Origin of the sequence: Rubritalea marina DSM 17716, from assembly GCF_000378105.1 — a bacterium.
In the GTDB taxonomy this organism is placed as follows: Bacteria; Verrucomicrobiota; Verrucomicrobiia; order Verrucomicrobiales; family Akkermansiaceae; genus Rubritalea; species Rubritalea marina.
The window spans coordinates 1-19,859 of the sequence record NZ_KB899267.1; the positions used below are offsets into that span (position 1 = coordinate 1).

At 49.4% G+C, this 19,859-nt stretch carries 16 protein-coding genes and 1 pseudogene; all 17 read right to left on the reverse strand.

Going from position 1 to position 19,859, the window contains the following annotated elements; translation table 11 throughout:
- A pseudogene (locus F454_RS16680) lies at positions 1-697 on the reverse strand (transposase); the annotation flags it as partial.
- Positions 698-1,359: 662 nt separating this feature from the next.
- Positions 1,360-3,360 (reverse strand): acyltransferase family protein, encoded by a 2,001-nt coding sequence (locus tag F454_RS15215; protein WP_018971051.1) that lies wholly within the window; start codon positions 3,358-3,360, stop codon positions 1,360-1,362.
- Between the two features lie 147 nt (positions 3,361-3,507).
- Positions 3,508-4,494: an HTTM domain-containing protein gene (locus tag F454_RS0112780; RefSeq protein WP_018971052.1), complete on the reverse strand. Its 987-nt coding sequence runs from the start codon at positions 4,492-4,494 to the stop codon at positions 3,508-3,510.
- Positions 4,491-5,393 carry a thiol-disulfide oxidoreductase DCC family protein gene (locus tag F454_RS0112785; protein ID WP_018971053.1) on the reverse strand — a complete coding sequence of 301 codons (903 nt, stop codon included), beginning with the start codon at positions 5,391-5,393 and terminating at the stop codon, positions 4,491-4,493. Before F454_RS0112785 ends, F454_RS0112780 begins: the two co-directional genes overlap by 4 nt.
- Positions 5,394-5,540: 147 nt before the next feature.
- Positions 5,541-6,665, reverse strand: coding sequence for a glycosyltransferase family 4 protein (locus F454_RS0112790; protein WP_018971054.1), 1,125 nt, complete (start codon positions 6,663-6,665; stop codon positions 5,541-5,543).
- A 28-nt stretch (positions 6,666-6,693) separates the two neighbouring features.
- On the reverse strand, positions 6,694-7,842 hold the full coding sequence (locus tag F454_RS15975) for a glycosyltransferase family 4 protein (RefSeq protein WP_018971055.1): 1,149 nt from the start codon (positions 7,840-7,842) through the stop codon (positions 6,694-6,696).
- Positions 7,839-9,008 carry a glycosyltransferase family 4 protein gene (locus F454_RS0112800; protein WP_018971056.1) on the reverse strand — a complete coding sequence of 390 codons (1,170 nt, stop codon included), beginning with the start codon at positions 9,006-9,008 and terminating at the stop codon, positions 7,839-7,841. Before F454_RS0112800 ends, F454_RS15975 begins: the two co-directional genes overlap by 4 nt.
- Positions 9,001-9,849, reverse strand: coding sequence for a glycosyltransferase family 2 protein (locus tag F454_RS0112805; RefSeq protein ID WP_018971057.1), 849 nt, complete (start codon positions 9,847-9,849; stop codon positions 9,001-9,003). Before F454_RS0112805 ends, F454_RS0112800 begins: the two co-directional genes overlap by 8 nt.
- A gap of 1 nt (position 9,850) precedes the next feature.
- The gene (locus F454_RS0112810; RefSeq protein WP_018971058.1) at positions 9,851-10,768 is read right to left on the reverse strand and encodes a sulfotransferase family protein; all 918 of its coding nucleotides are present in this window, start codon (positions 10,766-10,768) and stop codon (positions 9,851-9,853) included.
- Between the two features lie 14 nt (positions 10,769-10,782).
- The gene (locus F454_RS0112815; RefSeq protein ID WP_018971059.1) at positions 10,783-12,096 is read right to left on the reverse strand and encodes an O-antigen ligase family protein; all 1,314 of its coding nucleotides are present in this window, start codon (positions 12,094-12,096) and stop codon (positions 10,783-10,785) included.
- 168 nt (positions 12,097-12,264) lie between these two features.
- Complete coding sequence (locus F454_RS0112820; RefSeq protein ID WP_156817284.1) at positions 12,265-13,224, reverse strand: sulfotransferase; 960 nt, start codon at positions 13,222-13,224, stop codon at positions 12,265-12,267.
- Positions 13,225-13,232: 8 nt separating this feature from the next.
- Positions 13,233-14,312 carry a glycosyltransferase family 4 protein gene (locus tag F454_RS0112825; RefSeq protein WP_018971061.1) on the reverse strand — a complete coding sequence of 360 codons (1,080 nt, stop codon included), beginning with the start codon at positions 14,310-14,312 and terminating at the stop codon, positions 13,233-13,235.
- A 1-nt stretch (position 14,313) separates the two neighbouring features.
- Positions 14,314-15,285, reverse strand: coding sequence for an acyltransferase family protein (locus F454_RS0112830; protein ID WP_018971062.1), 972 nt, complete (start codon positions 15,283-15,285; stop codon positions 14,314-14,316).
- A 3-nt stretch (positions 15,286-15,288) separates the two neighbouring features.
- On the reverse strand, positions 15,289-16,488 hold the full coding sequence (locus F454_RS0112835; RefSeq protein ID WP_018971063.1) for a glycosyltransferase family 4 protein: 1,200 nt from the start codon (positions 16,486-16,488) through the stop codon (positions 15,289-15,291).
- The gene (locus F454_RS0112840; RefSeq protein WP_018971064.1) at positions 16,485-17,498 is read right to left on the reverse strand and encodes a glycosyltransferase; all 1,014 of its coding nucleotides are present in this window, start codon (positions 17,496-17,498) and stop codon (positions 16,485-16,487) included. The genes F454_RS0112835 and F454_RS0112840 overlap by 4 nt, the downstream gene beginning before the upstream one ends.
- A gap of 12 nt (positions 17,499-17,510) precedes the next feature.
- Entirely contained in the window at positions 17,511-18,122 is a 612-nt protein-coding gene (locus tag F454_RS16715; protein ID WP_018971065.1) for a CatB-related O-acetyltransferase, read from the reverse strand.
- A gap of 8 nt (positions 18,123-18,130) precedes the next feature.
- Positions 18,131-19,858: an ABC transporter ATP-binding protein gene (locus tag F454_RS0112850; RefSeq protein WP_083913033.1), complete on the reverse strand. Its 1,728-nt coding sequence runs from the start codon at positions 19,856-19,858 to the stop codon at positions 18,131-18,133.
- Position 19,859 lies beyond the last annotated feature (1 nt).

Consider the following 19,859-nt stretch of genomic DNA (forward strand, 5'->3'; position numbering starts at 1 on the left):
CCTTCATCTATCACATTAAGTGTTCGAAATCTCCTTCCATGATAGAGGCTGTCACTCATGAAGTCCATCGACCACATTACATGTGGCTCTGACGAGACATTCAAAGGTTGCTGCACTCTCTGTGGAAGACGCTTCTTTTTGCGTCTTGGAAGATTGAGGCCTAGATCCTTATAGACTCTCCAGACCTTCTTGTGGTTGTAGCTATCACCATGCTGCCTCATCCAGTGGTAGCACTTCCAGAATCCCCATCGGCTATGTTTACTTACAACACTATTAAGCCTGTCGATGACTGGCTTATCACGTCGTAAGCGATCTGTAACTCCTCGGTAAAAACTAGAACGAGATAGCTGAAGAGCTTGGCAAGCTTTGGACTTGGTTAGTCCTCCTTCAAGCACAAGCCAGTCGACTGCTTCTTTCTTTTCGACTGGCTTCAGAGCTTTTTTTCAATCAACGATTTAAGCGCATTGTTCACCATAGCTAGATCAGCATACATGCGCTTAAGACGACTATGTTCAGCTTCTAGCTCCTTGATTCGCTTAAGCTCGGAGACACCTAACCCTCCGTATTTGCTCTTCCACTTGTAATAAGTTGGCTGGCTAATCCCATGCTTGCGACATACGTCGCTTACTTTTATTCCTGCATCGGCTTCCTTTAAGATGGAGACGATCTGAGTCTCACTGTATTTGCTTCGTTTCATTTTGCTTCTTTATGAACGAAAACCTCTACTTTAGAAATGTCTCAGTTCAGGGGAAGCTTACACTTACAAGGGAACCCATAAATAGCAACAGAACTAGTGAACATGATACGCTTGCCTCGGCTGGACTTCAGAGCCAGTCACATTCACCTCGTAATACAATGACAGCGTCCCTATGCTCAGCAGCTAAGTTGATAATCACATCTCCGCCAGCACTACAGCGTAGCAGTTGCTCCTTATCACAAATATCACACGCCATCTAAAGCTCTGGATAGGCTTCACTTTTGAGAATATCACCGCCCAAACCTTCGAATCCTTTAAAGGGAACTAATACCAAATCGAGTTCCAAAAGAGACAATAGATTTTTCTCTAATGTTTTAAGTAAGCGCTACGCGGATGGAGAATAACTACGGGTTGCTCCCTGCAAAATAGACGTTTCTCTGCAGTCACGATACTAGCATTGCTCCTTTATCGAGCCTTTATTTTGCAGGGAGCATCTCCGTCTAGTGGCTCTTTTGAATCACGAAGTGGTATGAGGAATAATCGATAAGCGTCGCTTGTTTCAGTAGAGAGCAGAAATCCCAACGGGTTTCTATCCATCCAGCCACTCTCTGTAGGCGCTAACTCATTCACAACACTTGGGAGTGAAGCTCCAAAATTAGTAATTACTTGCCTTGTTTTGAGTCACACTTAACCCTCTCAAGAAAGCGGGTCAGAGGGACTTCTAAAAATCGCTCTACCCCAGCCTTGGTGAGGTGGTCATCATCACGGTAGTAAGAGCGCTGAGCGAAAATAGAAGCAGGTTCACCAGACGAATAGAACAAGGGTTTCACGTCAATCAATTCCACATTGTATGGCTGGAGACTTTGATAGATTTTTTCTACGGCATTCTGACGTTGATCGTAAGCCGCCTCAGATTGCACGAAACGTTGCTGTATCGGGTTAAGGCACGGATATGCTTGCATCTTTAAAAAGTCACGGGCTCCATTGAGGTACTCGGTTTCCGGTACCTGCTTCAGAATCCACACCTTCACACCTGCATTATGAAATTTCTCGACCATGGATACAAAATTGCGTCGTAAAACCTCTCCACTTTGTTCTTTAGTATACGAATCGGTTCGATAATCACTCAAGTAGTTTTCTATCTCTTCGGCAGCAGTATGTCGATCCTGATCAATCTCATTAAAACCTTGCACTTTATTAGACCATCTAGATATCAGCATAAGATGCTGGCATCCGGAATCGATAATTGCCTGACATACTACATGGCTTCTCCTCAGCTCTTCGTCTCGCTTCAACCTATCTTGGTTTGCCCACAATCCAGTCACTGGTACCCTTCCACTGTTTGCATAGAGGCGGCCTGAAATTGAAGCACTCTTTGCCCAATCGCTCAACTTTGGAGCTAAAGCCATCGCGTGACTATCGCCCCAAACAATGAAATCAACTTTGTCAAAGCTACTCCCAATATGCCTCCCACTCAAACCATATGGATCAGAACTCCATCCTCCACCTACTACATCATCTATCAACACATTGTAGCGAGGTTTGTTCAGAATATATGGCTGCGTCCACTTCCATAGCCCAACTGAAATCACCAACATCAACACGGTGGCCAGAGTACCGAAGTAGATCAAAGGTTTGTTACCTGATATAAAGCCTGCTCTAAAAGGAGTTTCCACGTACTTCCATGAGATGTAACCAAATATAAATGCAAGTGTGATTTGAATGGCCATCAACCATGGTTCATATGCCACAAAAAGATGGTTACAATAAGATATAATAGGCCAATGCCACAGATACAATGAATATGAGATAAGGCCAACAAAGACCAAGGGTTTCCTCTGCAGTATTTTACCAGCGCCGTTCAGATAATGATTATTTGACCAAATGAATAGGCATGCGCCGAACACTGGTGGAAGCGCAGCCATTCCCGGGAAGTTTGTTTGTTTGTCATAGGTCAACACTGGAATCAAAATCATTGCGATGCCAACCCATCCCATCACTTCTGCGAGCACACGGGGCAATTCCTTTTTGAAAATCGGATACACTGCCAGCAATGCACCTGCCAGCATTTCCCAAGCCCTATAGGGCAACAAAAAAAACGTATCCGACGTCTTGGTATGGACACATACAACTGCCAGTGAAAGTGAGATCACAAAGGCTAACGTTAACAGCAGTCGCATCCAATTGGCTCGATATCTATATACAAGCATCATTAAGACTGGGAGCACCACATAGAATTGTTCTTCTACCGATAGCGACCATGTATGCAACAAAGGCTTCAATTCTGCACCATCTGAAAAGTAATCACTATTCCGGTTGAAATACCAATTTGCCATCATCACGGAATGGCAGGTCAATGACCGCAGAAGGCTAAAGTAGTCTTTAGGCAAAAGGATAAAATAGCCTATCAAAACTGTCACTAAGCACATAACCAACGCAGCAGGAGCGATGCGTCTAATTCTTCTCACCCAAAACTCTTGTATTGAAAACGTACCATTCTGCAGATCCCTCAGAATAATCGACATAATCAAATACCCTGAAATCACAAAAAAGATATCCACACCTACAAAGCCCCCTGGTAATATACCGCCTACATGAAAAAGTAGCACGGCAAGTACCGAAATCCCCCTTAACCCATCAATCTCTACTCGATATCGATCCATAACTTACTCCTGTTCTTCTATGAGACCACTCCCAATACCTAAAGTTATAATAACTTACAGCCCAATACAGCAGAGGTGGTGATTATTGGTGTGACGCTTCAATGTCGCTTGATTATTTACACTAATGACAGTGCAGTAACTTGGTTACTATAGGCTTTCATTAGACGAGCTAGAGTGCTTACGAGTTTTATTAACGACAGCTGACGGCGAAACATCAAAACGAGTAATCAGTAACATAGCCAAAATGGGGTAGAGTAAAAATATTCCATTTTCGCCACGAAGTGCGTAATTACCAGCGTGAAACGCAAAGGCTATGAAAAGAAACGGCATCCGTAGTGGGCGGAAAAACAGAGCAATGGGGAAAAAAACTTCAAAAGCAATGGTTACGATACCAGTTAGCCTTAATGCGGGCAAGGAGTCGTAGAGCCAATAGTAGATCGAGTTCCTGTCGGGCGAACACATATAGGAAACATCGTCAACAAACAAATAGTATCGGCTAGTTAAGCCATTCATCCACTCGACACCACCTTGATATAAGAGCTTCCATAACCCGGAGTAGGAATAAGCGTATGCAATTAATGCCAGAAATAAGTTTCCAGCCCACGCGTACGATTGTGGCTCGGATAACAGTTGCTTAGAAGAATTCGCCCCTCTGTTTCTGATGAATGCATCAAGAGAGAAGCAATCACCGCATGGAGCAAAGAATAGTACGAGAAGGAACCAAACTGGCGCAATCCTAGGGTGATGAAGTTCCCCGAAAGACCACATGTGTGAAACCAGGAGCAGGTAGCCAATCGCAAAAATACGAATCGATACTTTTGTTCCTAAACCAAGGACTGAAAAGATGCCAGAAATGACGGTAATCCAATGGACACTCAACCAAATACTAGAGTGCGTTGCGTAGTCACCCACGAGCATTCTAAGTAAAAAGACTGCGGGTCGCTCAGTGCTGGCAGTTCCATTCACGGCATCCAGAGCGATGGTGAGCTCCAATGGCGGTAAGGCAAACATCAGGATCAGAAGACAGCCCAATGCACGAGCAATACCGAGGTCATAAGCATTCTGCCCTTGAAACCATATACAATCCCATAGCCTCTTGATCGATGCAGGTATAGATTTTGTCTTGTTGCTCATTTACTCTCCTCCAGTTTATTATCCGTGACATCAACCAACACGATGCGTGGAGGGACATGGTTTAAATCCACCCGCGTACTCGTAGCTCGAATACCGACAACCACTTCATTGACTCTTTGTTGAAGCAATGGAACAAGAACCTCTAAAGCTTCTTGATCACCATTGATTGACGGCCTTAAAATTTCTTTAGAAAACACATCATTGGTGTAGCCAAAGTTATAACTTGTAAATTTGGTAGGAACTACCTCACCTCCTTCTAGAAGAATCTCAAATGTGGATATCGTCTTGAACATTTCGGAAGAATCTTTCGAGTATCCATACATTGGAAATTTAACAAAAGGATACAAGACCCCTCTACCAGGAATGATTGAACCGAGGAACACCAAAATGGATAAAACTACGATGACCATGTTGTATCGCTTCGGCCTAGGCAGATTCTCTAACTGATCATGATTTTCTGGTGCAAACTCGCTCGTATCAGCATCTACTAGCATACGCTGCCTAAGCTCCATACTAGGAATTGCACAGACATCCTTAGATACTGGAATTTTACGACGAACTTTGGCGATTATTCTATACCCCAGCCCCCTCAGCGATCGCGGCAACAATTTGATTCCATAGATCCAACGGTATGATCGCTTAAGAAACTGAGCTATTTGGATGACGGCATCAGCTTCTTGATAGATCGATCCGTCTTGATCTATAAATATAATAGAATCAATCTCGCGTAAAGGAGCAGGAACTAACGATACCGCCAATTGCGAGCCGAGAGGAGCAAATCGTATAAGCGGTTTTTGTTCACTCTTAATGACAAACCTCACCCAAGCATTGCAAAAATTGCATTCGTCATCAAATAACAATATAGGGTGCAAATCCTCATCGAGGGCGTGTTTATTCATAAAAAGGTGGCTACTTGTTAACAGCGTATTTGTCAAATACATCAATCTTCATGCCCAATTATACAACATAACCAATAGAACTTCCTGACTTTCTTGTATGCTAGCGTCATGTAATCACCGTAATATCACGCCCCATCAAAGAGGGGGCTAAAGGCCTAGAAGCACTTCCAAATACTTTTTTAGTACAATCTTCTCGTCGTATTCTTGTTCCACTTTGTCTCGACTGTTCGCTGCCATTTGCTTGCGCTCAGTAAGTGGCATACGGATCATGTCCAGCATGACGTCGGCAAGGCTCTGTGGATTTTTAGCTTCACAAAGTAAACCGTTGTAACCGTGATCGACGATTTCTCGGCAGCCTGGCATGTTGGTGGTGATGAGTGGCAGGCCAATCGCTCCAGCTTCGATCAATGAGCGCGGTGTCCCCTCGCGGTAGGCACTGGGTAGCACCAGACAATCGGCATGGCGCAGGAAGGGGCGCACATCGTCACTTGATCCCTCATAGTGCAGCAACCCTTCACTTTGCCATTGCTGGACTTCCGCGAGGCTTACCGCACTAGGGTTCGCCACTCCCACAAAGCCAAGGAGCGAGACCCTGATCTTAGGGTATTCACGTTTCACCATGCGCGTGGCCTCCACCAGATCGAGCAAGCCTTTGTCTTTGAGCAAGCGGCCGACAAAAAGAAACTCCATCTCGGCACCATCTCGCGCCGAATACGCGGTGCGTTGGAACCTGTTCAAGTCCACCCCTGAGCCCGGCAGGAGTCCTGCTTGAGCATGAGAAACCATTCCTTGCTCCAGAAACAGCTGGCGATCGTCTGGGTTTTGAAAGAATACCGTCCGCGAGCGGCGCAGCGCCAGTTTGTAGAGGAATTTGGCGAGGTTTTGGATCCAGCCGCCGCGCACGAAGACATTACCCAGACCGGCCACATTATTCAGCACTGGCACACCATAGCAATGCGCCGCAAGTGAACCGTATATATTCGGCTTGATCGTGTAGCCTAGGTAAAAGTCTGGCTTCAGCTTGCGCAGCACCTGCAGGTAGTGCAGCATCAGCATGCCATCCTGCAGCATCGAAGTCCCCTGTTGCCTCATCGGCAACTCGACATAGTCGGCACCCAATGGCTCGATGCGGGCGCTGTAGTCATCCTTCGGCGCCACCACCGTCACCCGGTAACCCGCAGCGACAAAACCTTGGATCAAACCACTGCGGAAGTTGATGACATTCCATGAGGAATTGACGGAGAATAGGATGTGTTTCTTGGACTGACTCATGCTCTGCTAAATGCTCTAATGCGTGGCGCTATCCATTGCTACAGGATTGGTAGACATCTGCCACTTCTTCGGCGCACTTGCGCCAGCTGAATTGCTTAGCACGCAGCAGCCCCATGTGCTTCATCTCCTCGGACAGCTTAAGGTCGAGGCAAAGGGATCTGATCCCCTCGGCGATCGAATGCGCTTGGTGAGGATCGACCAAGGCTGCGGCGTCACCGGCGACTTCGGGAAGGGATGAAATGTTGGAAGTGACCACCGGGCAGGTCGAAGCCATTGCTTCCAGAACGGTCAAGCCAAAGCCTTCGAACAAGGAAGCATGGACATAGACTGAGGCCCTTCGATAGAGTGCCCGCAGCTGTTCATCACTGACAAAGCCCAAGAAGTGCACTCGGTCTTCCAGCCCATATTCGGTGACCAGCTCTTTCACCTGCTCAAAGTCCCAGCCGTCCCCCCCCACGGTCACGAGGTGATGCGGGATTTCATCTTTGAGTTCGGCCAGTGCTTTCAGCACCCCTTGGACATTTTTGCGCGGGCTAATTTTCCCAGCACTGAGGATGATCGGCAGTTCGGCTGAGGGCAATCCCTGCAGCGACTCCAAGCAAGCGGGATCTGGCGCAGCGAAAAACTCTTGCCCCACCCCTTCGTGCACCACGTGAATTCTATCCGAGAGATCGACCCCGTAGTGGCTGTGGCCGTAGTCCAGCAACTCATCGGCGGTGGCCTGCGACACACAGATCATTGCCACAGCCTGCTGTACCGCTTGATCGAGGCTATTCTGCATGATCCACGGTGGTGATCCTTGAAAGTATTCTGGGTGGGTGAGTGGGCCGATGTCGTGCACCGTGACAATGTAGGGTAGCTTGGTGGCGATCGGGTAACCTAAAGAGACTGCATGCAGGAGATCGGAGCGATGCTGCAACCAGGTCTCGATCCTCGGCCAATGGAGAAAATTCCACAGCAAGGGGGTGAGCTTTTGCCCCAGCGGCAAGATTTCTAGTGAGGTCTCGGCTTGCAGCTGCTGCAGGTCCTCTGCGGCACGGTTGCTCCAGGCCGCCACGGGCACCAAGCGCGGGCCATTCGGCAGCTCCTCCATCGCCTCGTACAGCTCATGCGCGTAGCGGGCGATCCCATGCCCATTCTTCGAGGCAAATTGGTTTGAAAAGTAGGTGATATTCACTTTGGCTGCCTCACCTTTTTCTTAAATTCTCTCTCAGCCAAGTCTACACAACGATCCCACGATCTGGTGCTAGCAAATTCTTTCATCGCTCGACTCATCTCTTCGTAATTCTCCACAATCTTTTCAATGGCAAGCTCTACTTCCATCGAGTTCTCCACAACAACAACGGGAGGTTGTAATTGCTCATATTCATCGTGATCTGTGGAGACGACAGGTAAACCAGCAGCCGCATATTCATAGAGTTTAAGCGGGTTTTGCCCTCGATACACCTGCTGTTTGCTCCGATCATAGACCATGATGCCTAAGTCAGCCTCTCGTAGGTAATGCAGCACTTCTTCGGGTGGCTTCGCCCCCACAAATTCGACATTGTGATGCTTCTCTCGAAATTGACTAGCCCATTCGGCCTCAGGCCCAACAACTACCAATTCTCCACCAAAACCCAATAGCTTATTAGCCACTGCCGCTAAGAGCTCTTGATCTAACTTATCGACAACCCCCACGTATACAGCGGTAATTCCCTTAGACGGATTCAATCTGCGGCTCACCGGAAAATCTTGATACTTCTCTAGGCTCACACCTTGCCCCAATGTGGTGATTTTTGATTCAGGCACCTCAAGTTCTTCCACGAGATACTTTGTCACGGCATTCCCAATCGAAAACACGTGATCTGCTCGTTGATAGTCTATTCTCTCCGTCTGCTTGATGATGTCGCCCCGAAATGCTGGATAGTAGTCGACCACATGGAAGATCAACTTTGCATCAGGAAATAGTGTTTTTAACGATGAACTACCTGGAGCAGTCGTCCATATCACATCCGGATCGCGGCCATGACCAAGCCGTACTAGGCTCTTGATACTCGGTAGGCACATGAGATAACAATTCCTCAAGACCCAATCATTTATAAACTTCAAGAACTTCAAGCGCGGTAAAAGCGAGAAGGGAGCCATCACCCAAACCTTATGATCCATTCGTGATCCCTCACGGAACACCTCATAGTACCCTTTTCGGATCAATCGATGGAAAATATTGGTGAGATCTTGTAGGTAGCTCACCGAATAGCCTCTCTGGCTGAACTTTTTCGCGTATATCTTGGTACTGCACTCAATGGCTGCATGCCACGGTGTGCTGCGGTGAAATAAAATATGCTTAGTTTCACGATCACTCACAATCCACCTCCTCCCATTGACTTTGAATCTCCGCCTCTAGCGCCTCTCTGGAAATCCGATTTTGTGTATCCCAAACCAATGCTCTAGCGCGGAAAGCGGCCGCAGCCGCATGGAAGGCCCAGATCAGTCCCGCTGTACCATCTCTGTAGCCACGCTTATAAAAATACTTGATTAGAAATTCACGCACAAATGCTCTCAGGATCAGCCAAGAATTCATCTGACCTTCATTGTTTCGAACATCCTGCACCACTTCCGTTTGGTAGTTCGTACTCTTTTGAAGCCTTTCTGCATAGTCATCATCATTGATGTGGAGAATTCTCTGCGTCAATTGCCCCACTTTTTCGCTGGCACAAAGTAGCTCCACATTCTCGTGGAACATGCCTGAAAACCTCAAGACCTCACGCTTGGCGAGATGCACCTGGTTCCAATCTGCCCAGCCACCACCGCGCATCGGACGATTCAAAAAATAGTTTTCACGTCGGTAGTAAAATGCTTCACATTCTGCACGGAAAATCGCCCTCAAAACTTCCTGAGCGAATGCTGGTGTGGCTCGTTCATCGATATCTAGATGCAAGATCCAATCGGCACTAGAGGCATCGATTCCCTTATTGCGCTGGTCTGCGTAATATTCTCCAGCTTTCCTGGGTGATCTAAGGAACTTCACCTTCTCACCTCCACCTAGAGCCAAGGCTTCCGTCTGGTCAGACGATCCATCATCCACAATGACAATCTCGTCCACCCAAGGGAGAAAATTAGCCAAGAACCCGGGCATATCCTTCTCTTCATTGTAGCTGATGGCGACAATGCCTAAGCTTGCTTTCGTTGCTCTCGTCTCAGCCATGCTAGCGTGAAAAGTATTTAAGTTTGATTGGCTTCAGCACTCTATTACGGAGCCGCTGCAGGAGCTGAGCAAAAGCAGATGGGCCGACATGTTGCTGTGCCCAATCTGGATCGAAGGTGTCATTGCGCAGGTCCTCATCGCGGAAGCCGAATTGCTTGGCGATCTGGCGCACGGGTGTCGCCAATTGCAGGCCAAACGCGGGGTCCTCGATCGCCTTCTTCAGGGAATTGCCGTGCACGCTCGCGCCGATGGCAGGCTCGTAGTCGATACCGATGAACTGGCAGACCTTGGTGAATTCCTCCACCGGATGCTCGGTCAATGCCTCGTAGCCTACTTCATGGTATTGCCCTGGATCGAGCATCTGCCTGAAGGCCAAGAGGTTCTTTTGGATGTTCAGCCAACCATACTGGCGTGTTTCTGGATTAGTACCGAACAATTGCTGGGCGGAATACATTACCCCCAGCGGGTTGCGCACCAGACCAATGAACTTCACCTGACAGTCACACTGTTGCGCCCATTCCAGCATCAAAGAAAGTGCCGCCCAATGCGCCAGATGCTGCGGCGACTTTTCAAAAAACACGGGCTGCGCATACTTCTCACATAGAGCATCCCATCCGCGAAACACCAATTGCTTGGCGTCTTCAGGCAGCGCAAAATCAGGCACATTGCCCTTGATTCCATCCTCTAGGTAAGCCCGTGCATTGTGCTTCGATCCATAGTTTCGATAGACCTCTTCGCCAGCAAACAGCGTACCCGGAATCTCGGTGATCACCGCTCCCTTGAGCCAGTGGTGGGTTTCATTGAAGGTATGCGGACAATACGCCACATTCTGGATCGCCGAATGCTTGCACAGCTCGCGCTCGAACATGGTCGAGCCCGAGCGTTTGTCGGACAATAAGATGACTACCGTTTTCTTCACCTTGCGCTTGTTTCTTAAGATTTGGCGTCTCTGGTCCCCCAGGCCGAGAGCACGTGGACAAAACCCAGCAACACGAAGAACAGCATCGCCCCGCGCGGCTGGGACACCGCTGCGTGGCCTAGCATGAACCAAGGCACCACCCCCACCAAGGACAAAAATAAGGTCTGAGCATACATCCCAGTGAAGCTCGTCTGGCGGATGTACTTGAAGGCGTGCAGCAAAGCCGTCCCCAGCAGGGCACAATAGGCAACGGCGGAGAACATACCATAACTGTAAGTGGCCTGTGCAAAGACTGCATGGTCAGCCCCGGTTTTAAAGATTGGGTGCATCGGCACCGATGCCATGCTGTCTTTGGCATTGCCGGTGCCAATGAATGCAGTCACCGGGTGCTGGCCAACGTAGATAAATGGATGCAGGTAGGCATAGACTCTGCCCGCCTCACGCGCATCGTCCAGCGGGGCATCAAACATCGCCGCAGTGCGGTTTTCCAGACGATCGAAAAAGAACATCTTGGAATCGGTTCCCATCACCCACACCAAAACCAGCAAAAACATCCCCCCCACCAGCACCCCCGACTTGAGGGATTTGGACTTGGTGAAGAGTAAGGCGCCAGCCACCACTGCCAGCCAGCCAAGAATCGCACCTCGCGAGTAGGAGGCAAGGACTCCCAAGGGAGCGAGTACACAACCAGCCGTGATCACCAAGCGCCAAGTCAGCGACAGCGACACCCGCGATTTCTCACGCAAAAACAACACCATTGGCCATGCCGCATTCACGAAGAACCCCGTTAAAATGGACACCCCGATCAAGGACTTACCTCTTATCGCGCTCTCAGCATCAATCTGTCTTGTCATGTATCTCCCTTCACCAGCTGGATCTAGCAGCGGCAATTCAAAAACTATCCGAGCCAGTCCTCGCGTCGGAGGCAGTGAGGACAATAGCATCAGCACAGCGCTTACGAGCATCCCTGCCGCGATCCACTTGAACAGATAGATGGCCGCTTCTTTGTTGCGCACCAACCGCGGCACCAAGAAAAACAATGACATCGCTAGAATTGTACGAAAAATCGTGTACACTGGGCGGGCTATGTCATGGATGTACATGGCCCCATGCAGTTCACTGAGAAAGGCCACCAGCATCAAGCCCAGCACCCACTTGCTCATTGGCGATGTCCGCGGCAGCTTCGGCAGTTTCATAGCATAGAACCAAGCGAGCACCCACAAGCCGTCGATGAAATACATCGGGATAGGCCCCAAGCGTAAACTCATCCGGGGTGCCGCAAATAAGAGGAATAAAGCCACCCCCAACCATTTCAATGCCTTATCCATACCCCTTCCCTAAATAGTTTTAAAAGCTTAAATGTCAAACCCTATTGAACTCTTCAGCTTACCAGAACAGCCCTGATAGAGAAAAGTGAAAATTGTATCTAGTCATAGGCGGATCATCCCTATCAGTTCTGTAGTATTCAATCGTCAAGCTTCGATCATGATGTAATTTCATCGTTTGTGCCATTGTTCCGCTCTAGCTCCCAAAACGAGCCTAAAGACCGTAGCTTGGAAGCGGGTCAATTCTGTACGAGCCTTACTTTCACGAATCTCCACCGATCCTGTCTGAGACCTCTTTACCCAAGTATTCCCAACAAATACGTGCTGTGATCGCAATTCAACATGCCGGGGGGAGAATCCATCACGAGACACCGGATCTAGCCCCATCCATTGATCCAAATTACTTAGCACTTTTTTAGGATCGTCAATAAATTCACTCAGGTTGACTACCGCTTTATTGGAATCTGAAATCCTTGCAAATACTCTATCACAATGCCTAGCCCTCAGAAATAGCCAGAGTGCCTCGCGCAGCGCCTTTGGCCCGTAATACTTTCTGGTTCGCTTTGGACGTTTGAGGATAGAAGCGTACACATCTCTTAATCTTCTTTTTACGTAGATCACTTTAACTTTAGCGCCTAACGATTCATCGAGTAATTCTAAGCGCTCTGGCGACTTCGACAAATCAAGGCAATAGTCCCCACTTGGTAAATACGACTGAAAGCCTCGGAAGTATTTGAGGTTGGTCCGCTCATATTCTTCGCAGTTCTGTCTTCCATAAATCCATTGCAGCGGAATCCCTAAAACCACTAGAATCTTTCTCAAGCCTCCTCTTCTATCGATAATGTGCCTTGCTGCATTGCCACTAGAATCCCAGCGATTGAGTATATCTTTGGTTTCAGAATCCTTTTGTAGGGAAGACCTCATACCGTTCCAAAACGTGCAGTCCTGAAGTTTTTCACCACAAGAGCACTGAGTCTTAGGGTTATAATCACTCTCAATATTATTCATTTCACCGATCGTATGGATGGCTGAATGTTGCCCTAAGGCCAATCCGAACAAGGTCGAACCCGAGTAGGGCAATCCCAACACATAAATCACATTTCCAGCACTGCTCTCTTCCTTAGCATCCATAATATCTGTCATTTCTTAGAGACCTCCTTAATCATTTCACTATAAAGTTCGACATAGCCATCCACCATCGCTTGTTCAGAAAACTCCAGCGAGCGCTGGAATCCGGCGCGGCCATGGGCACTGCGCAAGCCTGGATTTTCCAAGTAGTTTCTGATGGCACCCGCCATGCTTGAGGCATCTGAGGGGTCGCAAAGGCTGGCACAAGAAGCATCCACAACCTCACCCAGGCCATCAATATCGGAGGCGACGACTGGCAAGCCCGCATTCATTGCCTCCACCGCCGCCATCCCGAAGCCTTCCCACATCGAAGGCATGAAAAACAGATCCGCGTGTTGCAGCAATTGCGGAACATCCTGAGTGTGTCCCAAAAGACGCACTTTTCCAGCTAAGCCATGGGCGCTGATGTAGGCCTCCAATGCCTTACGATCTGCCCCCTCACCGGCAATGTGGTACTCAAAGTCTAGATCCCCCAGCAATGCGATTGCTTCCAGCGCCTTGGGGTAATTCTTTTGTTCCCTCAGATTTCCCACCGACACGATCAGTGGTCTTTCTTTGTTTGAATCCAGCTTGAGGTACTGGGCGAAGGGCAAATCCACCCCATTGGTGATCACCGTCGTCCTAGCAGCAAGCTGCGGCATCCATTGGAGCATGGCCCCCTGGGTTCCCTCACTGATGCACACGATCTGCTCACACTTGGGGTAAATCAAGCGATCAATAATGCTCCCCAGCAGCGTGCCTCTACGGCGGTTGTGGGTATTATGCTCGGTGGTCACCATGGCAGCTCCGCAATGCTTTCGCAACAAGCCTGCATAGAGGTTTGAGGGAAACAAATGCGCGTGAACGATGTCCTGCGGACCACATTCTCGCTTCAGGTACGCGCGTACCCCGGCAAATGCCTTGTAGGATTTTGCCGACGGCAAGCCGAGCGAGACCGCCGCCTCCTCCTCATGGTCCGCTTGGTGCTCGATCCCCAGCAAGCGAGAATCTAAGCCTTGCCGACGCAGGCCAAGATGGAGGCCACGCACGAGACGCTCTGCCCCCCCCGCATGGAGGGAGTAACTATTGATGATGTGGTGAACTCGGCCCATGTTACCTACTCTCTCCAATAAAAAATTTCCGGACCCATCCGTATTGCCGTAAAACATAAATAAATACAGTCGAGGAGATTAAAATGACTAACCACATCACCAGCTTGGCTACTATCATATATGGCAAAACGCCACCTAAAAACTTCACATACAGCAACTCATAAAATTGATCAAAGCATGTGTGGGTCAAATACACCCCGAAGCTACAAGCTGCAATTTTTTGCAGCTTCGGAGGAACTTCTATCTCTTTAGCAATGAGGCAAAGAGACAAGAGCAAAGATGCCATTAGAGGGATAGTAAAAAGACGTAATCCCATCATATAAGTGTTCGCTAAACACAGCAGTATTATCACCAATAACCCCAAAAAAATAGCCACTCTTCTATTCAGCACGTATTCTTTACTCGTAATAAAAACATCTACAACCTTCGCGGAAAACCCGTACAGCAATGCATTGATAATTATAAGGTTATTAAATCCCAAGTAATCTGTACCTTTCAAAGAAATACTCAAAAACACAAAAAAAATGACAAGTATGAAGCAAAATAAATTAAACATCGGAGCATTAGATCTCCATCGCAACACATTCATAACAGAAACGCATATGATTTGGTAACTAATCAACATCGGAATAAAATATAGACCTGTTGCTGCTTTACCGAAAAAAACAACCCCGAGAACATCCCAAGATCTGTCATCTTCTATGACAGAGTGCTTCATCAACCTAAGAGCAATATATACAATGGACCATAAAACATATGGCAATAAAAGCCTCTTGAAGTGTATGCGCTTAAATGAGATGACTTTGCCTTTAAGAGTAAAATACAAGGAAGTGATCACAAAAAAAGGGACCGCAAACTGAAGAGTTATCTGAGTCAAGCATACTGCTAATCCCTCCGAAGGAGCCACATGAATGAAGACAACACCTGCAACTGCAACAAACTTTGCCACATCAATTATTTGATTCCTTTTCATTCTTTAATTTAGAAACTTCTTCAAAGCTATTTTAATCCATTGAACACTATCACTCGGCTCTTTTTTGCTAAACCCTAGAGGCACGGCAAATTCAGTCCAGGGTCGAGGGCTCCACGCTGGCGGCGCCTGCGCCATCAGCTGATGGAACATCTCCGCGTAGGCTTGCGCCGTCTTTGCCGAGGCAAATCGACGCTGCGCTTCATCCACTAATTGTTCTTGCAGTGTGCGCAGTGCGCCACGGTCCTGCGCGAGCTGCTGAACCTTCTGCGCAAAGCCCTCGCAATCGCCACTGGGAACCAGCGCCCCGGTTTTGCCATCCTCAATCAGGAAGTCGGTGATCCCTTCGATCACCCATGAGACTGGCACACAGCCAGCCACCATCGCCTCGAGCAAGGCATTCGGGCAGCCTTCGAAATGCGAGGTGAACAGGTAGACATCCACCGAAGCCAAAAATGCGGGGATCTGCTCAGGGTTCAGCTGGCCCAACAATTCGACTTGGCCACTGGCGATCTCTTGACTCAGCGCCTTGCGCAGCTCGGGCTCGTGCACCCCCTTGCCAGCGATGCGTAGGCGGAAGGCCACCTGCATTTGCTGCAAGTGCTGCACGATCTTAGGCAGGTACAAAACGCCCTTTTGTTTGTGCTCCAGACGCCCGAGAAAGCCCAACTCCAACACCGCGCCACCACCGCGCACTTGTGCCGCCGCCTCACGGAAGCGGTCGATGTCGATGCCGTTCGGGATCAGTCGGAACAAGTCTGGCTTGGCGCCGTAGTTCTCAACCAAATCCTTCTGCAAGCGCGGCGTCAGCGCCACCATTGCCGCATAGCGTTCTTGGCAGACCGTCCCGTAGCGGTAACCCTCATCAAAGGCATTGGCACAGCGCGACACCACCCGGATCCGCTGTGGCAAATGCGGCAATGACGCCAAAATCGCCTCGGAATTCACCCCAATCACAATATCAATCTGCTCGTCTTCGCACCACTCAGCAAAGGCCATCACCTGCTTCTTCAAGTCGCGTTCAGTCTCAGCGAGCAACACGCAGCCGTCATCCACGTAGGCCGGCTCGATGAGACGCGCCTCGCGCCGCCCCACGCTGACACAGCGCATCGCCACTCCGAGCTTCAAGAGCTTCGGGCGCTGGTTGCGGTAGAAGGTGAAGGTCCCCCCATCCTTGGGCACCGAGCCAAATGCTACTTTGATCATGTGATTAGCCTCAGTTGTTGTATCAATGTCTCCGCCGCACTCTTACTTGAATAAGTGCCCTCCACCCTGTGCCGCGCCTGCTCTCCTAGGCTGCTGCGGAGATCGGAGTCGTTTAAGAGAGCCATCACGCCCAGCTCCCAATCGCTTGAACTGGCACAGACATAGCCATCGAACCCATGGCGCACGATATCGGCACTCACTGAGACCGGGCTCGCAAGCACGGGAATCCCCAACGCCATGTATTCTAATGCCTTGAAACCACATTTGTAGGGATTGAAGTTGTTTTCCAACAAGGGATAGAGACCAACATCGACCCCACGCATCGCGTCTGCGGTGGCGGTGGGCGAGGCCCAATCGATCTGGTCAACCAATTCCAGCTCGAGCCCATCGATCTTGCCGAATGTCTCTGCGAGGCGTTCTTGGCCACAAGCCCCCACAATCTTCAATTTGATCGGCTGCTTTTGCGCCACGGCGGCCAATGGCTCAGCCAAGATACCGACCAGGTCATCGCAATAATGCGCCCCATTGCCAATCCAGCCCAGAGTGTAGCCCTCTGTCTGAGCTTCCACTTCAGTCGCTGCACGATAATTCTCCATCTTCACCGTCGATGGCAGGAGCAGGACATTCGCTTGGTAGGGCGCGGCATATTCCACCAGCTTTTGACACCCCGCCAAGACCAAGTGGCTCAGCTTCATGATCTCAGCACAATTCCTGAGTGTCACCGGGCTCTCGTTGCGTGATGGCGCATCATCAATATCGAACACGACGATCTTGCCCAATAATCGCGCCCAGCGCGCCAACAACACATGCCAGCGCGAGTAACACTTTTGGAAGACCACCACACGGTAGAACAAAAGCCGCAGCGCCAGCAATAGCAAGTCGAATCGGCTATGCGTCTGAACCAGCGTCGACTCCACGCCATGCCTCTCGAGTTCTTCCGCAATCCAATAGGCGCGCACTCTCGAGCTTGCCTTGTTTTGATCACCCAAGGTGTTCCATAGAATTCTCATATCAGCTTTATTTTACTCCTTCGTCGCCTCATCCAAAAACTTCTCAACATCCCCTGACTGCAGCAGGTCGACCTTCTGAAGGATGCGATCATCTGACCAATCCCACCACTTTAAATCCAGTAACTTCAAGATCGTGTCGTCATCAAATCGGAATTTCACGACCCTTGCCGGATTACCTACCACTATTGCATATGGCGGGACATCCATACTCACAACAGCACTTGCTCCAATCACCGCCCCATCGTTGATTTTAACACCAGACAAAATGACAGCACCATTTCCAATCCAGACATCATTCCCAATGATGACATCACCCTTTGAAAAAGGGGAGCCCTCAATATGTGAAGCCTCTTTCCAGAACTTGTTAAACGGATAGGTGGTCACCCATTCGGGTCGATGATTACCACCTAAAAAAATCTTTGTATCAACAGCAATGGAACAAAAATTCCCCACAATCAATTTTTCATCTGGGTCCCAACGTAATATACGTAATTTAGGAAGGCCACGACAGTATGTACCTCGCCCAAAACTATCTTTGGGATACAACTCAGCAAGGCTCTTCGTTGCGTCCTCTGCCAGCACACATTTTACAAGTTTACGCAATAGTTTGAAAAAAAAAATCATTTTCTTTTTTATCCTACGACCCTTCCATTGTTCAAAGTGATCACCCGGTCACAATTCTCGATACTGGTCAGTCGATGGGCAATCATGATGAGGGTACGGTTTTTTTTGGCATTCTCGATGGCCTGCATTACTTTTATTTCGGTTGCATTGTCGAGGGCAGAGGTGGCTTCGTCGAGGATCAAGAGCTGGGGCTCGAAATAGAGGGCGCGGGCGATGCCGATGCGCTGGCGCTGGCCGCCGGAGAGGCGGACCCCACGTTCGCCGATTTCGGTGTCGAGCCCCTCGCTTTGGCTGGCAACAAAATCGGCCAGACAAGCGGCCTCGATTACCTCCTGCAGTTTCGTCTGATTGACCTCCTTGGCTGGGACGCCGAAGGCGATGTTGGCGCGAATACTGTCATCGATGAGGAAGATGGTCTGGGGGATGTAGCCGAGCATCTTGCGCCAAGCGTGGAGGTTCGCATAGATATCCTGACCATTGACGCTGACGCTACCAGACTGCGGCTGCAGCAGGCCGAGGATGACGTTGACAAGGGTTGATTTACCGCAACCAGTCTCGCCGACAAAGGCGATCGACTCCCCTTGCTTCAGGCTCAGCGAGAGCTGCTGTACCACGGCGGTTTCGGTGTTCGGGTATTGGTAGCTGACTTGCTGCAGTTCCAGCGCCTCAAATTCTGGCCATTCTAGGTTCTGCTGCGGTGACCGCTGGGCTTGGAATCGCTCAATCTGCTGCAGGTCTTCGAGGATGCCAGGCAAATAGGATCGCGAGCCATTGATGGTATTGATGGCAGTGGCAATTCTCCCAGCCTGCGCCTTGAGCCGAACCACTGCGACAGCGAGCAAGGAGAGCGGTGCTGCCACCTCGCTGGGATCGTCCGCAAAGGCGAACAACAACACCGAGACCAGCAAGAGGCAAGTAATCGCCAAAGTTTCAATGATCACTGGGCTAACACGCATCACGGTGAGGCGCCTAGTCTCGGCCTGCGCTTGTTTGCGTGCAGAATTGTCGAAGCTCTGGGCAAGGTAGGCTTCACAGCCAACAATCCGCGCATCAACCAGCGCGCCAAAACCTTGCTGAATTGCCTGGATCATTCGCGTGTTCTCACGGCGCAGAACATCGCCTGTGGCGCGCAGTTTTTTCTTAAAAAACCTTAAGGTAGTGGCCAGTCCGACCCCAAGGATGGCGACTCCAAGCATCGCCACCGGTGGGGTGCCGATGAGGATCGCCACAGCCACAAATAGGCACATCGACAGCCCCATCACAAGATCTAGCATAGGTAAAACCAAACCATTCACCACCTGTTGCGTGTCGCGCTGTACATTGTTCAAGATCTCTGAAGAACCGCGCTGCAGATGCCAATCGTAGGGTGCTTTCTGGTAGATACGGAACATCCGCGACTGCAAGCTCACGCGCTGAAAATTCACCACCCGTGCCTGCACATAATACACAAAGGCAAGGAACAGCCCCTTGAGCACAATGAAGATGAGTAAAATGGCGGATGCCCAGATGATAAGCTCTAGGCTCGCTTGCGCCGGTAGTTTATGAAAGAGGAAACCAAAGTGCTCGTGCTCAGCGAGCTTAGAAGGCGACATTACCACCAACACAAACAGAGGAATGATGCCAACCCCTAGCGCCTCGACCAAAGAAGCGGCCATGATTAACACCAAAAGTAAGCTAAACTTTCGTACTGCTTTCGCAGGGAACAACTGCAGCAGATCTCTTATTAAATTTTTCATC

What these genes read in the sequence shown, in the direction of transcription:
- F454_RS15215 (WP_018971051.1), bottom strand. Translation starts at nt 3,360, where the DNA reads ATGGATCGATATCGAGTAGAGATTGATGGGTTAAGGGGGATTTCGGTA.
- F454_RS0112780 (WP_018971052.1), bottom strand. Translation starts at nt 4,494, where the DNA reads ATGAGCAACAAGACAAAATCTATACCTGCATCGATCAAGAGGCTATGG.
- F454_RS0112785 (WP_018971053.1), bottom strand. Translation starts at nt 5,393, where the DNA reads ATGAATAAACACGCCCTCGATGAGGATTTGCACCCTATATTGTTATTT.
- F454_RS0112790 (WP_018971054.1), bottom strand. Translation starts at nt 6,665, where the DNA reads ATGAGTCAGTCCAAGAAACACATCCTATTCTCCGTCAATTCCTCATGG.
- F454_RS0112805 (WP_018971057.1), bottom strand. Translation starts at nt 9,849, where the DNA reads ATGGCTGAGACGAGAGCAACGAAAGCAAGCTTAGGCATTGTCGCCATC.
- F454_RS0112815 (WP_018971059.1), bottom strand. Translation starts at nt 12,096, where the DNA reads ATGGATAAGGCATTGAAATGGTTGGGGGTGGCTTTATTCCTCTTATTT.
- F454_RS0112820 (WP_156817284.1), bottom strand. Translation starts at nt 13,224, where the DNA reads ATGGATGCTAAGGAAGAGAGCAGTGCTGGAAATGTGATTTATGTGTTG.
- F454_RS0112825 (WP_018971061.1), bottom strand. Translation starts at nt 14,312, where the DNA reads ATGGGCCGAGTTCACCACATCATCAATAGTTACTCCCTCCATGCGGGG.
- F454_RS0112830 (WP_018971062.1), bottom strand. Translation starts at nt 15,285, where the DNA reads ATGAAAAGGAATCAAATAATTGATGTGGCAAAGTTTGTTGCAGTTGCA.
- F454_RS0112835 (WP_018971063.1), bottom strand. Translation starts at nt 16,488, where the DNA reads ATGATCAAAGTAGCATTTGGCTCGGTGCCCAAGGATGGGGGGACCTTC.
- F454_RS0112840 (WP_018971064.1), bottom strand. Translation starts at nt 17,498, where the DNA reads ATGAGAATTCTATGGAACACCTTGGGTGATCAAAACAAGGCAAGCTCG.
- F454_RS16715 (WP_018971065.1), bottom strand. Translation starts at nt 18,122, where the DNA reads ATGATTTTTTTTTTCAAACTATTGCGTAAACTTGTAAAATGTGTGCTG.
- F454_RS0112850 (WP_083913033.1), bottom strand. Translation starts at nt 19,858, where the DNA reads ATGAAAAATTTAATAAGAGATCTGCTGCAGTTGTTCCCTGCGAAAGCA.